This is a genomic window from Microvirga arabica (assembly GCF_016811235.1).
In the GTDB taxonomy this organism is placed as follows: Bacteria; Pseudomonadota; Alphaproteobacteria; order Rhizobiales; family Beijerinckiaceae; genus Microvirga; species Microvirga arabica.
The window spans coordinates 1-23,045 of the sequence record NZ_JAFBID010000092.1 but is presented as its reverse complement, the minus strand read 5'-3'; the positions used below and the strand labels follow the sequence as shown (position 1 = coordinate 23,045).

General features: G+C 61.0%; 22 protein-coding genes, 2 pseudogenes and 2 riboswitches. Of the genes and pseudogenes, 15 read left to right on the top strand and 9 right to left on the bottom strand.

All coding sequences use genetic code 11. The features are described 5' to 3' along the window. Positions 1 to 121: 121 nt before the first annotated feature. Both JQC81_RS28015 and JQC81_RS34530 read right to left on the bottom strand, forming a co-directional pair. A complete protein-coding gene (locus JQC81_RS28015) occupies positions 122 to 481 on the bottom strand; it encodes an HU family DNA-binding protein (RefSeq protein ID WP_203275072.1) in 360 nt (119 codons plus the stop codon). A gap of 338 nt (positions 482 to 819) precedes the next feature. After that, entirely contained in the window at positions 820 to 1,035 is a 216-nt protein-coding gene (locus JQC81_RS34530; protein WP_203275071.1) for a GcrA family cell cycle regulator, read from the bottom strand. Between the two features lie 601 nt (positions 1,036 to 1,636). Between JQC81_RS34530 and JQC81_RS28005 the strand changes: the two genes are divergently transcribed. Then, the gene (locus tag JQC81_RS28005) at positions 1,637 to 1,792 is read left to right on the top strand and encodes a DUF1127 domain-containing protein (RefSeq protein WP_203275070.1); all 156 of its coding nucleotides are present in this window, start codon (positions 1,637 to 1,639) and stop codon (positions 1,790 to 1,792) included. A 110-nt stretch (positions 1,793 to 1,902) separates the two neighbouring features. Next, positions 1,903 to 2,196, top strand: a complete 294-nt coding sequence (locus tag JQC81_RS28000) for a hypothetical protein (protein WP_203275069.1) — start codon at positions 1,903 to 1,905, stop codon at positions 2,194 to 2,196. A gap of 532 nt (positions 2,197 to 2,728) precedes the next feature. On the opposite strand, the pseudogene JQC81_RS27995 reads toward JQC81_RS28000, so the two are convergent. After that, positions 2,729 to 3,679, bottom strand: a pseudogene (locus JQC81_RS27995) (IS630 family transposase); the annotation flags it as partial. 80 nt (positions 3,680 to 3,759) lie between these two features. Here JQC81_RS27995 and JQC81_RS27990 point away from each other — a divergent pair. After that, positions 3,760 to 3,849: pseudogene (locus tag JQC81_RS27990) on the top strand (IS6 family transposase); the annotation flags it as partial. A 116-nt stretch (positions 3,850 to 3,965) separates the two neighbouring features. Here the strand turns inward: JQC81_RS27990 and JQC81_RS27985 are convergent. Next, positions 3,966 to 4,844, bottom strand: a complete 879-nt coding sequence (locus tag JQC81_RS27985; protein ID WP_246520712.1) for a mechanosensitive ion channel family protein — start codon at positions 4,842 to 4,844, stop codon at positions 3,966 to 3,968. Between the two features lie 900 nt (positions 4,845 to 5,744). Between JQC81_RS27985 and JQC81_RS27980 the strand changes: the two genes are divergently transcribed. The 6 genes from JQC81_RS27980 to JQC81_RS27955 all read left to right on the top strand — a co-directional run bounded on the left by JQC81_RS27980 (position 5,745) and on the right by JQC81_RS27955 (position 9,937). Beyond that, positions 5,745 to 6,362, top strand: coding sequence for a peptidoglycan-binding domain-containing protein (locus tag JQC81_RS27980; protein ID WP_203275067.1), 618 nt, complete (start codon positions 5,745 to 5,747; stop codon positions 6,360 to 6,362). 307 nt (positions 6,363 to 6,669) lie between these two features. Beyond that, positions 6,670 to 7,095, top strand: coding sequence for an invasion associated locus B family protein (locus JQC81_RS27975; protein ID WP_203275066.1), 426 nt, complete (start codon positions 6,670 to 6,672; stop codon positions 7,093 to 7,095). A gap of 2 nt (positions 7,096 to 7,097) precedes the next feature. Further along, on the top strand, positions 7,098 to 7,661 hold the full coding sequence (locus JQC81_RS27970) for an SH3 domain-containing protein (protein WP_203275065.1): 564 nt from the start codon (positions 7,098 to 7,100) through the stop codon (positions 7,659 to 7,661). A gap of 131 nt (positions 7,662 to 7,792) precedes the next feature. Next, positions 7,793 to 8,368, top strand: coding sequence for a peptidoglycan-binding domain-containing protein (locus tag JQC81_RS27965; RefSeq protein ID WP_203275064.1), 576 nt, complete (start codon positions 7,793 to 7,795; stop codon positions 8,366 to 8,368). Positions 8,369 to 8,424: 56 nt separating this feature from the next. Further along, a complete protein-coding gene (locus JQC81_RS27960; RefSeq protein WP_203275063.1) occupies positions 8,425 to 9,159 on the top strand; it encodes an invasion associated locus B family protein in 735 nt (244 codons plus the stop codon). A gap of 562 nt (positions 9,160 to 9,721) precedes the next feature. Continuing rightward, complete coding sequence (locus JQC81_RS27955) at positions 9,722 to 9,937, top strand: hypothetical protein (protein WP_203275062.1); 216 nt, start codon at positions 9,722 to 9,724, stop codon at positions 9,935 to 9,937. Between the two features lie 386 nt (positions 9,938 to 10,323). On the opposite strand, the gene JQC81_RS27950 is transcribed toward JQC81_RS27955, so the two are convergent. Continuing rightward, the gene (locus JQC81_RS27950; protein WP_203275061.1) at positions 10,324 to 10,944 is read right to left on the bottom strand and encodes a cation:proton antiporter domain-containing protein; all 621 of its coding nucleotides are present in this window, start codon (positions 10,942 to 10,944) and stop codon (positions 10,324 to 10,326) included. Positions 10,945 to 11,820: 876 nt separating this feature from the next. Continuing rightward, on the bottom strand, positions 11,821 to 13,668 hold the full coding sequence (gene thiC / locus JQC81_RS27945; RefSeq protein ID WP_210347297.1) for a phosphomethylpyrimidine synthase ThiC: 1,848 nt from the start codon (positions 13,666 to 13,668) through the stop codon (positions 11,821 to 11,823). A 58-nt stretch (positions 13,669 to 13,726) separates the two neighbouring features. Continuing rightward, positions 13,727 to 13,834, bottom strand: a riboswitch (TPP riboswitch). 93 nt (positions 13,835 to 13,927) lie between these two features. Next, positions 13,928 to 14,031, top strand: a riboswitch (TPP riboswitch). Here thiC and thiM point away from each other — a divergent pair. The 6 genes from thiM (at position 14,022) to JQC81_RS27915 (ending at position 19,110) form a co-directional block, all read left to right on the top strand. Then, positions 14,022 to 14,810 (top strand): hydroxyethylthiazole kinase, encoded by a 789-nt coding sequence (gene thiM, locus JQC81_RS27940; RefSeq protein ID WP_203275060.1) that lies wholly within the window; start codon positions 14,022 to 14,024, stop codon positions 14,808 to 14,810. It overlaps the preceding riboswitch by 10 nt. After that, on the top strand, positions 14,807 to 15,472 hold the full coding sequence (thiE, locus tag JQC81_RS27935; protein WP_203275059.1) for a thiamine phosphate synthase: 666 nt from the start codon (positions 14,807 to 14,809) through the stop codon (positions 15,470 to 15,472). Before thiM ends, thiE begins: the two co-directional genes overlap by 4 nt. Next, the gene (gene thiD / locus JQC81_RS27930; protein WP_203275058.1) at positions 15,469 to 16,269 is read left to right on the top strand and encodes a bifunctional hydroxymethylpyrimidine kinase/phosphomethylpyrimidine kinase; all 801 of its coding nucleotides are present in this window, start codon (positions 15,469 to 15,471) and stop codon (positions 16,267 to 16,269) included. Before thiE ends, thiD begins: the two co-directional genes overlap by 4 nt. Then, complete coding sequence (locus JQC81_RS27925; protein ID WP_246520711.1) at positions 16,253 to 17,344, top strand: TRAP transporter substrate-binding protein; 1,092 nt, start codon at positions 16,253 to 16,255, stop codon at positions 17,342 to 17,344. The genes thiD and JQC81_RS27925 overlap by 17 nt, the downstream gene beginning before the upstream one ends. A 490-nt stretch (positions 17,345 to 17,834) precedes the next feature. Further along, positions 17,835 to 18,434: a DUF421 domain-containing protein gene (locus JQC81_RS27920; protein ID WP_312887598.1), complete on the top strand. Its 600-nt coding sequence runs from the start codon at positions 17,835 to 17,837 to the stop codon at positions 18,432 to 18,434. A gap of 262 nt (positions 18,435 to 18,696) precedes the next feature. Next, positions 18,697 to 19,110 carry a hypothetical protein gene (locus JQC81_RS27915; RefSeq protein WP_203275057.1) on the top strand — a complete coding sequence of 138 codons (414 nt, stop codon included), beginning with the start codon at positions 18,697 to 18,699 and terminating at the stop codon, positions 19,108 to 19,110. A gap of 65 nt (positions 19,111 to 19,175) precedes the next feature. Here JQC81_RS27915 and JQC81_RS27910 read toward each other — a convergent pair whose 3' ends face one another. The 3 genes from JQC81_RS27910 to JQC81_RS27900 form a co-directional block, all read right to left on the bottom strand. After that, entirely contained in the window at positions 19,176 to 20,084 is a 909-nt protein-coding gene (locus JQC81_RS27910; RefSeq protein WP_203275056.1) for a hypothetical protein, read from the bottom strand. A 4-nt stretch (positions 20,085 to 20,088) separates the two neighbouring features. Then, positions 20,089 to 22,089 carry a protein-L-isoaspartate(D-aspartate) O-methyltransferase gene (locus JQC81_RS27905; protein WP_203275055.1) on the bottom strand — a complete coding sequence of 667 codons (2,001 nt, stop codon included), beginning with the start codon at positions 22,087 to 22,089 and terminating at the stop codon, positions 20,089 to 20,091. 69 nt (positions 22,090 to 22,158) lie between these two features. Beyond that, a partial coding sequence (locus tag JQC81_RS27900; protein ID WP_203275054.1) for an NADP-dependent oxidoreductase occupies positions 22,159 to 23,045 on the bottom strand: 887 nt, incomplete at its 5' end.

Sequence of the window (23,045 nt, the reverse complement as noted above, 5' to 3'; positions counted from 1 at the left end):
TTGCCCATGCCGAGGTCGATAATGTCCGCCCCGTTGGCCCGGGCCGCGGCCTTGATCCGGTTGACCTGCTCGAAGACATAAGGCGGAAGGCGCTTGATCCGGTAAAAATCAGACATGGTTCTCACTCCGCTCGTGAGACGGCCGGCACATGAGGCTCTTTACGGCTCCGCCTTGAGCGGAGCTTGGATATGCCGTTGTTGATGCGGGTCCGCAGAAGTGGCGAGGCGGCGAACGTCAGCGAGTGACAGGGCTCGATGGGCACTTCCACGTTGGTTTTGGGATTGCGTCCGATCCTCCTGCCCTTCTGGCGCACGCTGAAGATGCCGAAGCCCGACAGCTTCACCTTCTCCTCTGACACAAGGGTGATGCTCACCTCTCGAAGAACCTGCTCGACCAGACGAGCCGACTCCGCCTGTGAGACGCCGACCTTCTCGTAAACCGCTTGGGTGAGATCCGCCCGGGTGATGGTCTTGCCCGTCATCACGGCTCTCTGGGCTGGTCTCGAGGTCAAGAAAAAGGCCGCTGTCATCAGCGACCTGAGTTACAGAGGACTCTCCCTCTGAAGGGAACGACGCCGCAGGGTAGAGATGCGGCGCGCCGCAACGGGATTATCAAACTAGCCAGAGTTTTGAAATGAAATTTCTTCAACGGGCCCATGCACGTAACGCATGATCAACATGCAAGCCAAGTCAATGCAGAGCCAACGGGCTTAAGCTGGCAATGCAGCTGCCGATGGCGACTTCCGCAGCTTCGGGCTGTTCTCCCAGCAGGAACACTCTCTGAAGCGCTGATCTACTGAGGAATGGCAGTCTCCGGTTCTTACGCAGGGCGTTTTCCGGCACTGGATCCGGCCATGGGTGGCCGCGCGTAGACCAGGCGCCTGTGCCAAGGACACCAACTTGAGCCCTCCTGTGTCTTGCTTCCGCAGAAGAGTGCTTTGGACTGCTCGTCCGAGACGATGAAGCGGCATTGCCGCGCTTGCAGCTTGAACAGCGTGGTTCGGGTCTGCGGTAGCGGCTCGTTGATCTCAGGCATGGCTCTGACATCCGGTACTGGACCAGAGAGCAACACGATGAGGGATCGGGAGAGTTCCACGATTTCTTAAGCTATCAACAGCTTGATCGAGACACTCAGGATTTCGGGGGTCGCCGTGTCACAAGGCTGTTGAGCGCACAGGCTGATGACGGCAATCGCTGCCGCCGCCGTGGCCGTCAGCCACAGATCGATCGCCTGCGGCCGGTGAGAGACAAGTCGCTTCATCTGGGCACTATTCGACGGATCAGGTTAGAGACAATGTTTGGCTACGAGGCATACTGCCCAGCTGGAAACCCGATAGTGCCGCTAGGGTTCCCGCGGCGGATCCGGCTTTTGGGCAGAACACAGATGATCCCGCTCATCCGTGCTGTCGTGGCTGCAGAGCCCGTGCCAGCTCGCGGATAACAGCATCCTTGATGCCGAGGCTGTCAAACTCCTCCTTGGCCTCCTCATTGCGGCTGAACCCATCGTTATGCTACTAAAGCATAACTGCTCTCAGGAATTCCCGCTCCTCAGGATGCCTGCGCATCCCTATATGCCGCTCTGCAACAAGAGCAAAGATCGCTGGTCACGGTGACCAGCCACCTACTGGGAAACCTCCATGTTCGTCACCTACATCCTGTCCAAGATCCGCGCCTACAAACTCTACCGTCAGACCGTGAATGAGTTGTCGGAACTCTCCGACCGTGAGCTGGCCGATCTCGGCATCGCCCGCTTTGACATCGCCGCCGTGGCCCGCAAGTCCGCCTTTGCGTAACGCACGGCTCAGGATCAAGCTCTCGCCCGCCCTCCGGCGGGCGTTCGCCGTTTTAAGCGCAAGCCTTCCCACTTCAGCAACGCTCTGAATCTTTGTTAGAATCCTGATTGATGCCTACACCTAAGAAGAAGCCATCCAGCGTTCGAACCTCGCTCCGCATCGAACCGCCTACTCTGGAGGAGGCGATCTATGCTGCGCAGGGGCTGACCGATAACATTGATGATCAGGTAGAGATTGCCGCTAGGCTGATGGGCCTATCAGAGGTGGACGTCAGAGCCGCGATCCTGAAGGTGGCAATCACCAAGCCGCGCATTTCTATCCGTCCACCGGCTCAAGCGCGGTTTGCCGCGGGCCGGCAGCCTGTTGTAGTCGAGCGCAGAGCGTCCCGCATCCTGATCCGCTGAGTGGACGAGCTGCAATGGCGCTTGATCAGCCCATGCAGGACAGAGCAATGTTCTGCTCGTGGGGCAGAGGCAAAGGGCGAGATCGAGCTGGCCTGCTGCTGCCGCAAACAGCGGCATTCATCAGGAATTGTCTGACGATGCGTGCCGCGTATTGTGAGCGCCAAGGCCGCCTTGTTGGCGGCCACGACTTGTCACGCAGGTCAGCAGATCCCACGCCTAAAGTCGAAAAGCTTTTCAACCGGCTTATTGTTAAGACGCATCATCGGCCGGCATGGACCAGACAAGAAAAAGCCGGGCGCGAAGCCCGGCAAAGTTAAGGTCCGACAAATCAGTCAAAACCTTCCAGAGGGAACGGCCGATACGACAGCGCCGGGAGGAAGAATGCGATGCCGCGTTGAAATCAGCCGCTGCTGATATCGGCCGCATCCCGCCTGTTTGCAACGCAACATGCCTCATGAAAGGGCTGCAAAGAACGCATGCTTCCGATCATGTAGCTGCGTTGCGAATGCGCTAGAGCATCGGACGGTGAAACGGACGCATAGCCGGCGGCCTTGAGGAAGGTCCAACATTCTTGCGGCTCAAACAAATCGCAGATGTCGCCGAGGGCGCGCCAGAGCGCGTCAAAGGTGCGGGCTTCGGCCTTGCGCAGGTGTGCCTTAATCTTGGCGAAGGCCTGTTCAATCGGGTTCATGTCTGGACTGTACGGAGGCAGAAACAGGAACCAGGCGCCGCGTTGCTTCAGGCACTGCGCAGCCCTTTCGCTCTTGTGGACCGCCAGGTTGTCGAGGATCACGACGTCTCCGTCTCTGAGCGTCGGTGCCAGTTGCGTCTCAATGTAAGTGTCGAACGCGGACCGGGTGATCGGGCCATCAATCACCCACGGGGCGCTCAACTCGCTGCACCGCAGCCCTGCGATAAAAGTGTGGGTTGTCCAGTGTCCAAAGGGAGCGCTCATGCGCAGCGGCTGGCCCTTGCGCGAGCGGCCGTGCAGGCGGGTGGTCTTGGTGTTGACGTACGTCTCATCGAGAAACACCAGCCGGTGCGGCTCCTGGCGCATGCAGGGCTGACGCTGGGTATGCCAGACCCGGCGCTCATCCCGCACGTCGGCGCGTGCGCACTCCGCCGCCATCAGGGCTTTTTTATAGCTGAAGCCGCGCCGGCACAGGAAGCGCGAGAGCATCGCGGGAGCCGCGACGATCTCGTGCTCGTCCAGCAGCCTTGCGGCGAGCTCGGGCATGGTGATGGCAGGCGTCGCCTCGACGGTCTGGATCAGGAAAGCCTCATAGGGCACCAGCTTGCCGCCGCCCGGCGGACGGCCTTGCCGGGCCGGTGCCGGCGAGCCGGTGTCCCGCATTCGCCGCACGAGCTTGATGGCGAAACTCTCGCTGACGTCAAAGTGCTCGGCGGCCGCCCGGCAGGAATGGCCCGCCTCGACAAAGTCGGCGACGCGCACCCGAAGATCGAGAGAATAGCAGGGTCCCATGATCCACCTCCCGTTCCACAGAGTGAATCACAGATCGCACCAGGCCAAAACCCTGAGAGTCGGATTTCCAGTCCGGTGCTCTTATTCACATGATGCGGAAACGACAGGCGAAGTATGCCCATAATCTGCAGCTGTCACTCGCGGAGCAATGCGATCTGCTCGCCGCATGAGCTCTCCAGAAGTACCTGATCCTTTCTTGCCTCTGATCCGGATTTGCGACAGAACCCAATTCCTCAAGCATTGTTTCAAATCGCCTCTCCGGTGGAATGCTTACCAGTCGGCAACGTCAATGATGCCTTCTGGTCACATCTGCGCGAAGAGAGGCCGGGAAATTCTCGACCTCTATCCTGCCTCTGGGCAGAGCATGCGGGTAGGTTTCCTGTAGCCATGCAATCAGCTTCTCGCGAACCTCGCAGCGCAGGTCGAAGGCCGCCCCTGAGGATGCGGCGCTCATCAGACCGCGCACTTCAACAGTGCCCTCCTTGGTGTCGGTCACTTGAAGGGCTGCAACGTCGCCATTCCAAAGCTTCGATTCCTTCAGCAGTTCCATAAACCTGGCTCGCACCGCCTCGACCGGAGTGGCGTAGTCCAGATACCAGTGAACAGCCCCGATGATCGAAGTCGTTTGCCGGGTCCAGTTCTGGAATGGTTTCTCCATGAAGTAGGAAAGCGGAACAACCATGCGCCGCAAATCCCACAATCTGATCACCACATAGGTGGTCTGGATCTCTTCGACGGTCCCGAACTCGCCCTCGACCAGCACCTCGTCGCCAAGCCGGACGGGCTGTGTGACCGCGAGCTGGACGCCTGCAATGAGGTTGGACAACACGGGCCGCGCGGCCAAGCCGACCGCGAGACCCGCCACGCCTGCCGAGGCGAAAAGGCTGACCCCGTACTGTCGCACGGCAGGGATCGTCATCAGGATGGCCGCCAGCGTCAGAAAGCCGAGGCCGAAGACGACTGTCCTACGCAGCAGACGCACCTGGGTCAGGATCTTGCGGCTCAGCATACTATCTTCGGAGCCCTTCAGCGCGTGCCGCAGGTAGTACTCCGAGGCTGTGTTGACGATGGTGATGGCGCTCCAGCCCAGGAACACGATGAAGCCGAAGAGCAAGCTCCACTCGATCAGGCTATGGCCTACCACCCGCTCAGGCAACCCCTGCAAGGCAACTCCAAGGCCCACCACGAGCACCCCAAGCCTTGTCGGCGGACCTATCCTCTTCAGCAACTTACTACCGAATTCGGCAAGCCTTCCTCGCAGGACCAGACGCAGGGCACTCAAGACAAGTGAATGAAGGAACAGCAACAGGAAGGCCAGCACTCCAATGACTGCGAAGCCAGTCAGCCAGTCTGGCCACAAAGCCTGCCACTGCGCCAAGGCGCTTGATATTGTCACTGTGATGTCTTGCATGGGAGCGCAACGCGAGGCGAAAGGCTGTGTTCCGACTAATGTGACCGGTTGATCTCAGGGACTGTGACGAAAGGTATCCCCTGTAGCATACAACCTGGGTAGCCAATCTTGAGGACTCTGGTCTTGGACGGGAAAAGAGCCTGAGGGGAGCTCGCCTCAAGCTCTTTCCGTCAGCGGTCACTTTGAAGGTCAAGGAGTGGAAGGAACCCACACCTGGAACGTACGATACTGAGACTGCGGCCGGAGTCTAATCACAGAACAGCTACTACTCTGCTCATGGTGAGGCGGATCGCTGGCAGCGATCTGATCATTGGCCGCTCTGTTCAAGACCCTCAGCAAAAGGAAGGGTCAATAGCGCGAGCTCCTGACCCTCAAGTCTGTACATGAGCCATTCCATCTCTGGTCCGGTCTATCGATGCTAGCCGCCAATGAGATCACCTGTCCACCAATCTCAAAAAAGCAGTATTCGCTAATGCGCTTCAAGCCCTTGGTTGAAACTACAACATAACGTTGGCGCTGCGTGTGGAATGAGGCTTGGACGGGCTGGATGATCTTCTGAAAAAGTCGAGCGTAGTCATTCTTTGACCACGTTCTTGTTCACCTTGGCCTCGAAACCTGAGCCGGCATTACCACACCAACGTTGAAAGTATCATTGTGACTCGAACGCAGGAAAGAAAAGGCACCTCCGCCAACCGTCTTATGCTCGCCGGCATCGCTGTGGCTGCCGTCGCTGGCTGGGGCGCCTATGCGTATTCAGCTCTCTCATCCATGCAGCTCAAACAACAGCTCAACGGACAAACGGCCGCACTTCAGGATTATCAAGCGCAGTTTCTGTCGCAGCGCCGGAGAGCAGAGGAGGGAGCACGCGGGATCACGAGGCTGAATGAGCAACTCGCGTCAGCAAGAAGCGAAATCGAGCGCCTCACTGCGAGGCACAAGGAGGCTGAAGCGGGCCTCGCGACGGCACAGGAACAGTTGGCATCGCTCCAGAAGCTCCATGCGCCTCCGGCGCTTGCAAGTGCGCCAGCCCTGCGCGGCATTACGCCAAGACCCACAAAGCAGGACATCCTTGTTGCCCAGGAGGCTCTGACTCAGCTCGGGTTTGGGGACCTCGAAGTTGACGGGGTTATGGGGCCGACCACAAAGCAAGCCATCGAGGAGTATCAGCGCGTGGTTGGACTGACCGTTACTGGCGAGCTTCATGGCCTGACGCTGCAATCACTGATGAGATCAGCAAAAGTCGTGGCCGCACAGAATGAGCGGGTCGAGTAGCTTCCGCGATCAAGGGTAGCCGCAGAGGCAGAAAGGGGGATCTGAAAGGCTCCTGGGCACATACCGCCGATACCGAGCTCACACGTTCGTGAACTCTCAGTAAGCCCTTGCTCAATTTGCCGGAACCGTGGTCGGCTGCGATCGCGCATGCGGCCGGCGCGACGCGGTTAACCTTCAGGTAACCTCGCCTTGGAAGGTTGCGGGCTCCTCAACCCCCAAGGCGAGTATCCAGTAGATGAAGGTTCTAAGCACGGCTGTCGCATTCGTCGTTCTCTCAAGCACCTGTGCTCTTGCACAGGCACCGCGAATGATCGGATCGAGCAACAGCTGGAGCGCCTGGAAGGTGTACGGGAGCAAGTCGGCGATCTGCTATGTGTACTCCGGCGCTATATCGAAGAAGCCGGAGCACCTCGATCATGGACGCGTGAGCCTGTTCGTCCGCCGGCTCAAGAGCGGCAAGGTCCGCACCGAGGCCAGCCTCCAGGTCGGCTATGAGTTCGCGCCAACGGCGATCAGCATTGCGGTCGACGGCAAACGCTTCACCCTGATCCCACGCGGCAACTATGCCTGGCTGCGTCGTACCGAGCGCGAGGCCGAGTTCGCCCGCGCTCTCGAGAAGGGACGTATGGCGATCGTTGAAGCGGTCTCACAGCGCGGCAACAAGACAGCCTACAGCTTCCCTCTCAGGGGCTTCACCGCCGTCATGAGGAAGGCCCGTCAGGGATGCCGGTGAGCATGTCCGCTGCCCGCATGCGGGTCGTACCGGTTATTCTCTTCGGCTTGTTGGGTGCTGCAGTTCTAGGTACCTATGCCAAGTCCAGCAATGCCACCCAGCCGACGCTTCCGCGCTTTGCATCGCTCAAGCAACAGAAGATCAATGTGCGGGTGGGACCCGGCACGCAGTATCTGATCCGCTGGATCTATCAACGGAAGGGCTTGCCCGTCGAGATCATTGCGCAATTCGGCAACTGGCGTCGCATCAGAGGCAGCGACAGCGCTGACGGCTGGGTCCACGCGGCACTCCTCTCCGCAAGGAGAACGGCTCTCGCAGCCCCATGGAGTGCGCTCAGCATCAATCTGCGAACGCGCCCGAGTGAGCGAGCCACTGTCGTCGCGCGCCTCCAGCCACGGGTCCTCGTGCGTGTGAAGCGCTGTGACCGCACATGGTGTTCCGTTGATGTGCCGGAGCACAACTTGCACGGTTACGTTCGCCAGGTAAAGCTCTGGGGTATCTACCCGGATGAGCTTGTCGGACGCGCCCGTTCACACCTGTTCAATTCCGTAAAGAAGGCCGAGTGACTTCACCGTTATGATCCTAGGCTCCGCAATGGGCTACGGTCTGACTTCGTTCTGACGATAACCGCGTTTGATTCGATACATCAAGGATCATAGACTATCCCGAACCTCTAAGCATTCTGAGAGGAACTGATATGCCAAGCCATCTGGAGGCACGCCCTGCAAACCGTCTCGCGCTTCCCACCATCTTGGTTCTCGTTGCAGTCGCCGGATGGGGACTGCTGTTCGTGTCGCAGCGCTCAGCGGCCGAGTTCGAGGAGCACCTGCGCGCACAGGTCTCCAGCTTGCATCAGAGGCAAATGGAACTACTCAACGAGCGCGCCCAGAGGGACACCGCTGTCGGAACCCTTGAGAAGCTCAGGTCAGAGGTCGCGGCGCTGCAGCAGGAACAGGAAGGCTTGATCAAGGCGCGAGACCAGATCCAGGCAGACCTGACCCGTCTGCGGGCAGAGCAGGATGCGGCAGGTGCCCACTCACACCGATCCCAAACTGCGGGAGAGGAAGCTGAGCACGCGAGCATTGTCACCGCGCAGCGGGCTCTGACGAAACTCGGCTATGGCCCTCTCGCTCTCGACGGGATCGTAGGACCGGGCACACGTCAGGCGATTGAAGACTTTCAGCACGATCGTGGGTTGCGGGTGACCAGTGAGCTGGATCCAGCAACGCTGCGTCAGCTCACAGCTTCGAACAAGACCGCCACCTTGGAGTAATCCGCTCCCTCTTAGGGGATTGAGGTCACCATATTGCATCGAGAGGAGAGTTCGAGATGCCATTCACCTCCCGCCTTGCCGGCTCTGTAGCCGCACTGGTGCTGGCGCTTAGTTCCTCGCCTAGTCTGTCGCAAGGGGCCGGGCAAGGCTCAAAGCCCAAGCAGTCTGCACTTCAAAGTCAGCAGGCTCAATCCCCGAATGGTGGGCCTGTGATCGTACAGCTCAAACCGGAGCCCGCCCAGCCGGATTGGACCAAAGTCTGCGAGAAGAATGAGGGGTCAAAGACCGAGATCTGCTACACCACACGCGACTTCATCACTGACAAGGGACAGCGCGTCTTCGCCGTGGCTGTTTATGACGTCAAGGGCAAGAAAGCTCAAAGAACCTTGCGACTTCTGACACCGCTTGGTTCCCTTGTTCCTCCTGGCGTTCGGATCACGCTGGACAAGGGCCGGCCGGTTGGCGGCCGCTACACGTCTTGCCTTCCGCACGGCTGCTTTGCCGAGGCCTCGGTGAAGGATAGCTTTGCCGCCGCCTTGAAGAAGGGCACAACGCTGAATGTCAGCGCCCGGAACCAGGCCGGCAGCGTGGTGACGTTTGCCGTACCGACGGACGGCTTCGGGAAGGCCTTTGACGGACCGCCTCTTGATCCGCAGGTGCTGGTAGAGCAGCAGAGGAAAATGCAGGAGGAACTGCAGAAGCAGGCGGAGGAACTCCGCGGTCGTCTGCAAAGCAATACCAGGAATGGAACCCAATCGTCTGCTGCCGGTCAGGCGCAGACAAACGATTAATCCCGCCTGTTCTATACGTCGGATCGTTGCCCGAATTCACAACGCGGCAAACATGATCACTCAATAAAGAAGGGCCAAGGGCGGTCAGCTCTTAGCTGTCGCGGGTCAATGGCGGGTGAGGCGATCAAGCGATCAGACGTCCGCGTGGGCCGGCAACGGCGTGGTCCATCGACTGTGACTGTCGCTTGGCATTTCGTTCAGGGCTCCAGTGGGTCTGCAACTCGCCGAAGCTGGCTGCAAATGGGAATGGCACCTGCGCCTGATGCTGCTCCCGGTCAAGCCGATAGTGCCGTCCTTCACAGCACAAGACAGAGAGGTAAGGCAGTTCTACTTTGCGATCCCGATACTGAGGATTCTGTTCGTTAGAATCCCCGTCCATCCAGAGACGTTAGTCCGGCTCCGAAAGACGCTTCTCAGCGCAGCCGAGGGCGAATGGGAGGCGCATGGAGGTTAAGGGACATCTCCGGCAGGAACACCTGGATCCCGAGGACGTTCACTCGCGAGACCAGCTTGGCGGTTATTGGAACGCCTGTGCTCGGCCTCCATCAACCGGAGACATCATATGAGCAAGCTCACGGCATTGATCGGCTTTATCTTCCTGTCTGTCTCGTCAGTCTGGGCACAGGCTCCCGCACCTTCTCCTGCGCCTGGCGCTCCTCCGGCGGGTGACGCCGGAGCAGCCGATGGCGGGATCATGGACTACTGGTGGCTCATTGTGCTCGCCATCATCGTCATTTCCGCCATCGTGTACTTCTCCCGGCGGCGCAGGAGCATGTAAGCGCGTTGATCTTATAGGAGCGGGGCATGGCATCAGGCGTCGATCAGAAGCCCTTTTGATGCTCGTGACTGACCAGAGATGGGAACCCGGCCCGCGCCGGGTTCTTTTTGGCGTGATCATTTCGTCAGGGCAGGATCCTCCTGATTGCCATACCACTCTGGCTGGTTCTGTCGCAAATCCGGATCAGAGGCAAGAAAGGATCAGGTACTTCTGGAGAGCTCATGCGGCGAGCAGATCGCATTGCTCCGCGAGTGACAGCTGCAGATTATGTGTGAAACGGCACCGAAGCTTTAACCCCTCGCAACGGAGACGCAACGCCTCGGTTTAGCGACACAAATAGGAATTTGGTGGGGTCATTGGCGGCGCCGACAATGACCCTGCTGACGCTAGGAATTCGCTAGCAGCATCATGTGAGTAACGGCAGACGGCCTAAGGGGCTGTACTCGATGCTGATTTACAGGCAGGAACACGAAGAGGTAGCCCAAGCCGTCGTTGGCGCCGGACTCGAAGGAGATCGCATGACGGATGGGCTCGGGGATGTTCTCCTCCGCCTCCTTGCCTGTGACGATCGGGCTTGCGGCAACAGGGTCGGTGGGGGTGATAATGGCGCCGATCAGGGCGGCCATCCAGAACGGGAGTCCCAGGATCAGGAACACCAAGGCTGTGCTGATGGCCCACATCAGGACCATGCCGAGCCCGATCAGTACCAGCATCTCGCGCCAGTTGCGCCGCGGGTACTCGCGCGGAATGCGCAGCGCCACGCCCACGAGACCAATGCCAAGGGTCAGGCGCGCGGCCTTCTCCAACAACGAGGGGCGGTCCCCCATCTCCTCGGGGTTGATGAGGTTGAAGACCTCAGGGCCGACGAGCACCCCGATGACAAGGGCCAGCAGGGTCGGTGGAAGAGGGCTGCGGGACAGCCACTTGGAGCCGAGCCCTAGGAACAGGATCGCTCCCCCAAGGAGGGCAGCGATGGTGTTGAGGTCGTTCAACGGTGGAGCCCCCATCGCGTAGCTTCGTCGTCAGTGCAGATCGCTCGAAACATCCCGGATGCATCAGCGCAGGAGCCGGTCGGCTGGAGGTGTCGCGACCATCTGTTGAACGTGCATGTCTGTCTCCCTCGGATGAGCGGGACGCGTGACCCCCTGGATAAACCCAACCTATGCAGCACCGCGATGTTCCGAAGAAAGCCTAGCTCCAAGAGCCACAGCCTCAGGGGCATGATCTCGTCTTGATAGCGCGGGAGCCTAGGCTCAGGGATGAATATCAGCCGCCAACGCATCCCGTGGCGGTTGTCTGAGCAATTGAGCAAAGGGGAACGCCATGGCCAAACCGACCACCCATCCCGCCCCTGAATCCTTCCACACTGGCCAACGGGAAATATCCCTTTGGCCAGGCACTTACCTGTTGCTTGGTGGTCTTTGCTGCCGAATGCCGCTTTTTCTGATCCCTGTACCTCCTTGGGAGGCCGAGAAAGACGAGGAAATGGCTTCCTTGCGAGCGGTGCGCTGTCGAAGTCGGCCAGACGCAGCAAGGACCTGAGCAATCTGCAAAAGGTCGATGCTCCGCAGGAAATGGATCGGGAGGGACATGTCCCTCGAGCCGGAACTCGTAGGGCAGATCTTCCTGCATCATGAAACGCTCACTTCTTAACACCTAATTCTCCGCTGAGGATGCCTTCTCAGGAGCTCGTGGTCTGCCGCCAGTCACAAGGAGCTTGTCAGCCAAGTCTATCAGGATCTGACATTCAGGAGAGCGTGCCTGCCTCACCACGCTCCCCTCAGAGCATGGTGTCCGGAGCACCTACGAGAGAGGCCCCCGGTCGACTTGGCGCCATTGTGCGGGCACGGCCCGAGGAGGCCGTGTCCGTCACCTGCACACCTTCAGGATTGGTCGACATAGAGCTTGCCGCCGCCAGCCAAGAACTCTTGGCTCTTGGTGCGCATGCCAGCCAGTTGCTCCTGAGCCTCAGGGCTCATCGCCGCGACCTCCGCCCGCAGATCCTGCGTGATCTTCATCGAGCAGAACTTCGGCCCGCACATTGAGCAGAAGTGCGCCACCTTATGTGCGTCCTTCGGCAGGGTCTCATCATGATAGGCGCGAGCCGTGTCCGGATCGAGAGAGAGGTTGAACTGGTCCTCCCAGCGGAAGTCGAAGCGTGCCCGGGACAGGGCATCGTCCCTCACCTGTGCCGCAGGGTGCCCCTTGGCAAGGTCTGCCGCATGGGCGGCAATCTTGTAGGTGATGACACCTGTCTTGACATCATCCCGGTTCGGGAGCCCGAGGTGCTCCTTGGGCGTCACGTAGCAGAGCATCGCGGTGCCGAACCAGCCGATCATCGCCGCCCCGATGCCGGAGGTGATGTGGTCGTAGCCGGGTGCGATGTCGGTGGTCAGCGGGCCGAGGGTATAGAACGGCGCCTCGCCGCACTCGCGCAGCTGCTTGTCCATGTTCAGCTTGATCTTGTGCATCGGCACATGGCCGGGACCCTCGATCATCACCTGGCAGCCCTTATCCCACGCGACTTTCGTGAGATCGCCCAGCGTCTCGAGCTCTGCAAACTGTGCGGCATCGTTGGCATCGGCAATCGAGCCGGGGCGCAGACCGTCGCCCAACGAGAACGAGACGTCATAGGCCCGCATGATGTCGCAGATCTCGTCGAAGCGCTCATAGAGGAAGCTCTCCTTGTGATGCGCGAGGCACCAGCGCGCCATGATTGAGCCGCCGCGGGAGACGATGCCAGTGACACGGTTGGCTGTCAGCGGCACAAAGGGAAGACGCACGCCGGCATGGATCGTAAAATAGTCGACCCCCTGCTCGGCCTGTTCGATCAGCGTGTCCCTGAACACCTCCCAATCAAGTTTAATCGGGTCTCCGCCCACCTTCTCCAGTGCCTGGTAGATTGGAACCGTGCCGATAGGGACAGGCGAGTTGCGCATGATCCAGGAGCGGATGTTATGGATGTTCCGGCCGGTGGACAGATCCATCACCGTGTCGGCGCCCCAGCGGATCGCCCAGACGAGCTTTTCCACCTCGTCTGCCGCTGTCGAGACCACCGCCGAGTTGCCGATATTGGCGTTGATCTTGACCAGGAAATTGCGCCCGATCGCCATGGGCTCAAGTTCGGGATGGTTGATGTTGGCCGGGATGATGGCGCGGCCTCGGGCGACTTCCTGGCGCACGAACTCCGGCGTGATGAAGGACGGGATGGCGGCCCCGAAGCTCTCACCGTCGGCGATCTTCGCTTCGGCTTGGGCCAGCATGGCCTCCCGGCACAGGTTCTCGCGGTGCGCGACGTAGATCATCTCCTCCGTGACGATCCCGGCCCGCGCGAATTCATATTGCGTCACCATCTGGTCCCGCGCGGCCTGGCGCACCACGCGGTCCGCCGGGCATGGCGCGACGAGCTTGTCGGCGGAGACATGCCCATTGTCTTCCGGCATTACGGGCCTTGCCTCGATGGATGCGTATCCGCGTGACGCGATCCACGCCTCGCGCACGAGCGGCAGACCCCGGCAAAGATCGATGGCGGCATCCGTCTCCGTGTACGGACCGGACGGATCATAGACCCGGACCGGCGGCTCATTAGCGTCAGTCAAAACAATTTCCCGGAACGGCACGCGGATATCCGCCCGGTCTTTCGGCGCGGCATAAACCTTGCGTGAGCCGTGAATGGGACCGGTGGTGACGGATTGGGGAAGGCCTTTGGGCTTGTCGACGTGGACGGTCAATGGATCTCTCCTCTGTGACAAAGGGAGATCCGGGCAAAGCGAGCTGAGGGATTCTTGTCGTGCTCGATAGTTCCAGTCCCTCCGCCGGTATGACCCGGATCAGGTTCAAGGGTCACGGCGGATCAGCCGACTCTCAGCCCCTCACAGGACTCCCCTCGGAACAGCGTCGATACTGTTCGACACCTTCGCCGCTGTCAATTGACTCAGCAAACAGGTGAGATCGGTCCTTGCATTGCGAAGGCCGGCGGATTATCTGATCCGTATCTCCTTGGGGTGCCCGTCCGGGCTGAGAGGTCTTTTCGAGGCCAACCCATCGAACCTGATCCGGGTCGTACCGGCGGAGGGATTGCGAGATGACGAGCGCACCAGCGTCCTCACGGGACACCATCGATCTTCCAGGACTGGCCGGCTCCCTGCTTGAGCGTCTTCGTACTGAGCGCATCCGCGTGCATGCAATCACGAATGCAGCGGCGCAGACCTTCACGGCCAATCTTCTGCTCGCCGCCGGCGGCATTCCATCCCTCACCGTCGCGCCGGAGGAAGTTCCTGCCTTCACAAGCCGCTCCGGTGCGCTCCTTGTCAATCTCGGTACCCTCGACCGTGACCGTCGCGAGGCAATTCCTCAGGCCATCGCGACTGCCCGGGATCATGCCACGCCTTGGGTGCTCGATCCTGTATTCGTCGAGGCCTCCCCTCCCCGTCTGGAGTTCGCCCGCTCGTGCCTTGCTGGCGGACCTTGTGTCCTGCGCTGCAATGCAGGCGAGTTTGCAGCCCTCGCCGGAGAGGATGCGACACCCGGTTCCGTTCAGGCCTTCGCAAACAGTCACGCGACAGTCGTGGCTCTGACCGGTGCGGTGGATCTGATCACCGACGGCACACGCCTCATCCGCATTGAGAACGGTCATCCGCTGATGGGCTACGTGACAGCCATGGGATGCGCCGGAACTGCCCTCGTCGCAGCCTTCACGGCTCTGCACGACAACCCGCTTGAAGCAGCGGCCGCGGCTCTGCTGGTCACCGGGATCGCGGGCGAGATCGCCGCCCGTGGTGCAAACGGACCGGGCACGTTTCAAACCACCTTCCTTGACGCGCTTTTCAACCTCAGTCCCGCAACCCTCGTCGCCCATGGGAAGATCTCATGAACCCTGTCGATCTCAGGCTCTATGGCATCATCGACCCGGAACGAACAGGCGGCCGCGACCCTGTTGCACTCGTCCGGCAAGCTGTCGCTGGTGGCGCAACGCTCATCCAATACAGGGACAAACATGCCGAGGGCCATCGCTTGGTGGAACTGGCTCGTGCTCTGAAGGCGGCGCTTGAAGGAACCGGTGTGCCACTCCTGATCAACGACCGTGTCGATGTCGCATCGGCCGCAGAAGCTGACGGGGTTCATCTCGGGCAGGAGGACATGCATCCCGCCGATGCCCGTGCTCTGCTTGGCCCACGCGCGATCATCGGATTGACGATCAAGACGCCCGAGCAGGCTGATGCGATACAAGGAACACCAGTCGATTACAGTTGCATCGGCGGCGTCTTTGCGACCGTGAGCAAGAACAACCCCCCTCCACCCATTGGCCTGGACGGGCTTGCCCGGATTGCAGTGCGCGCGCGGCTTTCAAGCCCTGCCCCGCTTGGTGCGATTGCGGGGATTGACGCCTCGAACGCAGAAGCTGTCATCGCCGCAGGTGTCGACGGGATTGCGGTCATCTCGGCACTGTTCGCGGCTCCTGACCCCCGGGGTGAGGCTCAGCGGCTGCGGCAGATTGTGGATTGGACACTGGCATCCCGGAGAGACCGAACATGACGGCCATTGCAGTTACCATTGCCGGCTCGGACTCGGGCGGCGGAGCCGGCATCCAGGCGGATCTCAAAACCTTTTCGGCTCTCGGGGTCTATGGCGCCAGTGTGATCACGGCACTCACGGCTCAGAACACCCTTGGCGTTCAGGGCATTCATGACGTGCCGCCTACCTTCATTGCCCAGCAGATCGACAGCGTCTTTTCCGATCTTGCTGTCAGGGCGGTGAAGATTGGTATGTTGTCTAAGCCCGCTGTTATCGAAGCGGTGGCCGAGGGTCTGGAGCGCCATGGCGCCACGCAGGTCGTGCTGGATCCCGTGATGGTGGCGGCGAGCGGCGACCGTCTGCTCGCCCCGCAGGCCATCGAGACCTTACGGCAGGTGCTGCTCCCGAGGGCGCTGATCGTCACGCCCAACCTTCCCGAAGCCGCCGCCCTCCTCGACGAACCTTTGGCTAGCGATGAGCAGACCATGTGCCGGCAGGCCGAGCGTATCCTGGCGCTTGGCCCCAGGGCCGTTCTGGTGAAGGGCGGCCACGGCACGGGCACGGAGAGCACCGACATCCTCATGGATTCTCACGGCATGCGGCGCTTCACGGCGGCCCGCCTCGAGACGCGCAACACACATGGTACCGGCTGCACCTTGTCTTCGGCCATTGCAGCCGGGCTCGCCAAAGGCCTTTCACTGGTGGACGCTGTTGCCGCGGGCAAGCGCTTCATCAGCGCCGCGATCGGCGCTTCCAATACCCTCCTGATTGGGAACGGGCATGGGCCCGTGCATCATTTCCATGCCTACTGGCCATAAGCTCTCCCGCCGCACCGCGCTTGCGGCTGGAGCAGCAGCTCTCGCTGCACCGACCATTGCCCGGGCCCAGGCACTGCGCTGGCGCATGGTTACCTCATGGCCCAAAGACCGCACCGGACCAGGCATCTCCGCGCGCCGGATCGTCGAGCGCATCAATGCCATGAGCGGTGGGCGACTTCAGGTCGATCTCTTCGCAGCAGGCGAAATCGTGCCGCCCTTTGCGGTGCTTGATGCTGTTTCCAACGGCACTGTGGAGATGGGACATACGGCATCGCTCTATTGGCAGGGCAGGATCCCAGCAGCGGGGTTCTTCACCAGTGTCCCCTTTGGCCTTGGCCCTATCGAGCATCAGGCCTGGATCGAGTTGCGCGACGGGCAGGCGCTCTGGGACGAACTCTACAAGCCTCACGAGGTTCGTGCGTTTCTCGCTGGCAACACCGGTCCCTCGATGGGCGGGTGGTTCCGGCGCAAGCTGAACGGGGTCGAGGATCTCAGGGGCATGCGCCTGCGCGTTCAGGGCCTTGGAGCAGAACTCTATGCGAGGCTCGGTGCCGTGCCCATGGCAGTCTCCGCCGGCGACCTGCTCCCAGCGCTCGAGAAGGGCTCGATCGATGCCGCAGAGTTCCTGGCCCCGGCAACCGACTTGGAAACAGGTCTGCCGAAATACGCATCCTTCTATTATGCACCTGGCTTCAACAAGCCGAATGGCGCGAGCGAGCTCATGGTCTCATTGCCTGCATGGGACCGTCTCACTCCTGACCTGCGCAGCATCATCGCAGAGGCTTGCAGGGCTGAGCACGCTCTTGGTCTTGCCGAGGCTTATCAGACCAATGCGGTGGCCTTGACTGAGATCCTTGGCAAGTACCCGGTCACCCTGGAGGCCTTCCCGCGCTCCATCATGGACGCGGCCCAGGCAGCATCGGCGGAACTCATGGTCGAGCTCGGGGGCACGTCCTCTCTCGCAAGTCGCATCGTCGAGAGTTACAAGACGGCTTTGCAGGGTCTGCGCGGCTGGTCGGCTCTTGCAGCGGATATGGCGAGAGCCAACACACGTGCGCACCTGCCGGCCCGCTAGCTCGCACTTCCCGCAGTCCTGAGATCAAGCAACCAGCGCCCCTCATGCGTGAGCTCGGTATGTCTGCCCTGACCATCATAGTCAACAAGGTCCACCAGATTGTTCGCGAGGTCTTTCCCGCGTTGAGGTGCCTTGATGGACATTCCGGCTGTCGCCGGCATCCTCCTGGCGGTCGGCGGCCACCGGCATAAAACGTCGGAACCCTCACAGGCCCTTCAGCGATGCTTTTGTTACGCACGCTGCCAAGCCGCCTGATAAGCCAAGGCCGAGCCGAGAGCCCGTCCCGAAAAGGGTTGAGTGGCAGAGACGGCCGTGATCAAGCCGCTCTATCCCACCTTCGGGACATCATCGCCAGGCGGCTCAGAAGGCTCAGGTGGCAGAAGGTCGGGCTCCTTGTCTGGCTCAGGTTCTGTCTCGGGGACTGGCGTCAGCAAGTCCGGTTGCGGCGTATCAGGGTAGGGAATGTCAGACATAGGGCACTCCAATCAGGGTGGCCTCGTGGGAAACCATCAGCGTTGGTTACGTTCCCCTCCCCTCAGGTCTACTTCAAGGGGACACCATGTCTGTCGATTGGCAAGCGATGTTCAGCCCCGAGCACTCGCTGACTGAAATATTCCTACGGGGCACGATCATGTACATCGTGCTGTTCTCGATCCTCCGCTTTTTCATGAAGCGGCAATCAGGGGTGATTGGGATTGCTGACCTGCTGGTTATCGTTCTCATTGCGGATGCCGCTCAGAACGCAATGGCGAACGAGTACAAGTCCATTACGGAAGGCACGCTTCTCGTTCTTACGATTGTCTTCTGGAACTTTGCGGTGGATTGGCTGGGCTACCACATTCCGCTCATCCAACGGTTCACACGCCCGCCGCCACTCCAGCTCATCAAGAATGGTCAGCTCCTGCGTCGCAACATGCGCCAAGAGATGATTACCAAGGAGGAACTGCTGAGCCAGTTGCGGCAGCAGGGCATCGAAGATCCGAACCAGGTCAAGAAGGCCTATATCGAGGGAGATGGTCGGATCAGCATCATACGGCGCGATAACTGTGACGTTGGAGGGCAGAAGAGCGATCCGCGAGAAATCACGTAAGGGGGATACCAACCCCTTAAGCCTCACTTTCGCTGTCCGCCCCACGAGCGATCTACGCCTCATACGTCGCAGGAGTACGATCATGTTCCGCGTGGGGTCTGGTTCCACGGTCGCAACGCTATCCTCAACCGTATCCTGAACCGCGGACGGAGTTACCAGACGAAAACATTCTGATCCAGCCGTCCAGGCCAGGACTCCGCCGGAGAGGGAACCCACCCTATGACCCTCTGTTGATGATCTGAGCACCTGTTGGAAATCATCAATGGCCAAGAAGTCGAAGGCTAAACTCCCTAAGACCATTGCTGGCGTGACGGTGCCTAAGGCCGTGCGTACATCAGGTCTGCTGGACGAACTGCTGAACTCGCAACTCGGCCGGGAGATCCTGTCGGAGGCCATCGTGGCTGCCGCTGGCGCTGTCGCATCTGTCCTGATGAAGAAGCGTCCGAGTGCCGATCAGGTGGCCGAGGCCGGTGAAACGATCGTCAAGACGGGAGCTGAGACCGCCTCAGCCACAAAGGATCTTGCCCAGACAGCCGCGGGAGCCGTGACGGAGGTCGTGGCCGACGCGGCGCGACAGATCCTACCCGGCTCGCTGACAGGATCTGCCAGGAGCCCGACCAACGCTCGCGTCCGCAGGGTAACCCATCGTGGGCAACAGTCAGATGAGGAGTCATGAAGGATCAAGCGAACACCAACTTATGAATAATCGGGGATGAGTTCCGCGTTTGGGCATTCCTCAGCTCAACGCGGTCCTCCCGCTGGACTGATGAATGCGCCCGGAAAATGGGACGTACACGCCATCACCCAGGTGATCGCCTCTCGGTCGTATTCATCCCCCGAGCGCCAAGCCGCGAAGAAGGCATTGAGGCGCTCGACGCGCTCAGGCCAGACGCCTGCTGCCTGCAGGCCCAAGGAGACACCGTAGTTGGTAAAGGCGAACTTCGTCTCACGCAACCACGGCGCTCGGCAGAAATAGCCCGGTGGGTCGATCCACATCGTCTCCAGCGTTGCCAACGCACGCTTCGTCTGCGCCTTGGCCCACGGCTCGTCGGGAAAGAAATGGGCCAGCCACAGCATCATCCCGAGACCCAGATCCTGATCGATCTCCAAGGTGCGCCAGTCCCGCTCCATCAGGTCGTGCATCTGCGCGACCTCCGGCGCCAACGCCTCTTGGTCCAGCATCTGGTAGGCGACATAGCCGTCATAGGCATCCATCGCCCCAAGGCCGTAACCCGGATACGGTTTACTCAAATCCTCCTTCATCTTCCAGATGACGCCCCGCCCGGGACGCACGAACGCAGGGTGGATCTCGCGCACAAGGGTGATGCCACGCTGGCGGTACTCCGGCTTGAGATCGCCCAGCCTTGCCAGTGCGAACAGCCACATAGCGAGATAGTGGAAGTATTGCCCGTCCCGGTCCGGCGCCTCGCCGATGCGAAGCCCGCGCGGACGCCCGAGCACCCGCTCGACATCGGCGACCAACCGTTCGGCTTCATCCAGCCAGCGCTCCTCACCAAGTTCATGGTAGAGTGAGACATAAAGAACGAGGCCAAAGGCGTCAGTCCAGAGATAACGCAACCCATTGGGCCAGATCCGCTCTTCTCGCATCCAGTCGAGCTTGTTCAGGACATAGTCGACGTGGCGGAGCATGGCACTAGAGCCCGAACGGGTAAGTCTCGGGCATGCCGGCTTTGGCATGCTCCGGCCCAAGTGGCGTCACCGCCGATGTCTCATCGAACCAGACATAGGCGTTGAACTGCTGCGGCAGAGAAGCATCGGAGTAGTGGCTCAACAGCTCGGTCTCGGGCCGGTAGATCACACCGATGAACCGCTCCAGCCGAGGCTCAAGAAGGCGGCGGCGCAGGACCTCGTGCTCGCCAGGGCGAAGATCCAGGAGGAAACGGGAAACACCGGCATCATGGCAGAGCCGCTCGTAGCTGTCGCGGTGGGAGGGCCGCACACGTTTGACCTCCATGTCGCCGCCCCAATCCGACGCCGCCGCAACCGTGCCGGTATGCGTGCCAAAGCCGATCAGGGCCGCCTCGTCGCCGAAGCGCTCCCGACAGAGCTGGCCGATGTTGAGCTGCTCGCGCACCACGCCCATGTCGGTGTGGCGGGCGTCACCAATATGGGAGTTGTGGGCCCAGACGATCGCCTTTGCTTGGGGCCCCTTCGCCTCCAACAGATGTTCGAGTGTCTCGAACATATGCGTGTCACGCAGGTTCCAGGACTCCGCGCCCCCATAGTACATGATGCGGTAGTAGCGCTCGGCTGAGGCAATCAGCCGGGCATTCTGCGCCGCATCCAGGAAGCTCTCACCGTCCTGATCAGCATAGTCCAGCCGCCGCTGCAGCAGCTCCCGGCACTGGTCGATCACCGCCTGCTCGCATGTGGCGTAGCTGGCCCGCAGCACCGCACGCCCGTAGGTGGCCGGGTTCTTCTGCCAAGGGGTGAGGCAGCCGTAGCGCTCGCGTGCCACGGCCGCAGCTTCGGGATCGGTCCTGTCGAGGTATTCAAGCACCGCGGCAATCGAGCCGCTCATGTTGTAGATGTCGAGGCCGTAGAAGCCTGCCCGGACACTGAGATCGGGAATGGTCTCATTGTGCTCGCGCATCCAGCCGATGAGGTCCGCAATATCGGTGTTGCGCCACATCCAGGTGGGGAAGCGCTGGAACGGCGGCTCGGCGCGGTCCGGCCCGGGGCGAAGCCGCACATAGCGGTCCACCACTGCGGCATCAGGCCAATCCGCCTCAGCGGCCACGATGGTGAAGCCGTGCTCTCGGATGAGGTGGCGGGTGATCGCGGCTCGCGCCCGGTAGAACTCGGATGTGCCGTGGCTGGCCTCTCCGAGCAGAACAACGCGCCGGTCGGCAAAGCGGTCGAACAACCGCCCGAAGGCAGGATCATCAAGATCGGGCAAGGGTTCGGCCGCTTCCGCGATCAGCTCCGGCAGGCTCTGACCACGGGACTGGCCGGGCACGTGATTGGAGGCGGAGCGCCGGCCATCCTCAGTCCAGCCCTGCTCGCCAATCAGCGGCACAAACATGACGCCGCCGAGATCCTCCTCCTCGTAGTCCGTCTGACTTGTCCGCGTCACCTTGAGCAGGGTCTGCGCTCTTTCTTCACCACCGATCGGAATCACCAACCGACCGCCGATCGCAAGCTGCTCCTTGAGCGCCTGCGGCACCTCCGGTCCACCAGCCGCCACCAGGATGGCGTCGAAGGGAGCAGCATCCGGCCAGCCGAGCGTGCCATCCCCGATCCGCAGGTCAATGTTGTCATAGCCCAGACGTCTGAACCGCTCCTGAGCCGACCCGCCGAGGGACGGATGGCGCTCGATGGCATAGACCCGCGCGGCAACCCGGCTCATAACGGCGGCGGCGTAGCCCGACCCTGCGCCCACTTCGAGCACACGCTCACTGGGCTTGACCTCGGCGGCTTCGATCATCAGGGCCACAATGTAGGGCTGGGAGACCGTCTGGCCCTCACCGATCGGCAGCGGCCCATCCTCATAGGCGAACTCCTCGAAGCCTGAATCGACAAAGGCCTCGCGCGGTACCTGGCGCATGGCATCCAGAATGTGAGGGTCACGGATCCCACGCTTTGCGATCTGGATGTCGATCATGCGGTCACGGGCACGGGAGAGGTCAGGCATGGGAGGCTGGCTCCATTCTATCGTGTTCCTGGCTGCCGAGGATTCCAGCGTCAACCCTCAGGGGCCTCATCAGGTCTCATCAGAGACTCGCAGGACAACCTTCCCGCGGACGTGTTCCTGCTTGAGGTAGCCCTGGGCCGCCCCTGCTTCAGTAAGTGAGAAGATCCTGTCGACCACAACCCGCACCTGACCATCATCGATCAGCCGTCCAAACTCGCTCAGCTGCGCCGGGTTCGGCTGGGCTCGATAACCCGCGGCTTGGACGTTGTGCTGGGCTGCTTTCTCGGCTGGGGGCTGGCCCAACGTCGAGACCAGGATGCCGCCCTCCTTCAAAACACCCCAGGAGCGATCCTGCGTGTCCCCGGAAACCAGATCAAACACCAGATCGACATCGCTCACGCGATCCTCGAAACGCTCCGCCTCGTAGTCGATGACTTCGTCTGCTCCCAACCCGCGCACGAATTCAAGATCCGACCCTGACGCGGTGGTCAGAACAACGGCACCCTTTGCCTTGGCGAACTGCACCGCCAGATGCCCCACGCCCCCGGCTCCACCATGGATGAGAACACGCTGCCCTGCCTGCAAATGGCCATGGTCGAACAATCCCTGCCAAGCCGTGAGGCCTGCAAGCGGCGCCGCGGCCGCCTGCACGTGGTCGAGCGTGTCAGGTTTGGCCGCCATCTCCATCGCCTTGACCACGACGTACTCTGCGTAGGTCCCCCGATCCATGCCGATGAAGGCAAAGATCGGATCGCCTGCCTTGAGGGTATGAGCGCGTGTTCCCAGAAGCTCGACCGTGCCTGACAGATCGCGACCAAGGGTGTACGGGAGTTGATCCTCCTTCACCGAATAGGATCCGCCTCGGATCTTGTAGTCGACCGGGTTCACGCTCGCCGCGTGAACCCGCACCAGGATCTCATCGTCCTTCGGCTGCGGCCAAGGCACGTCATCGAGCG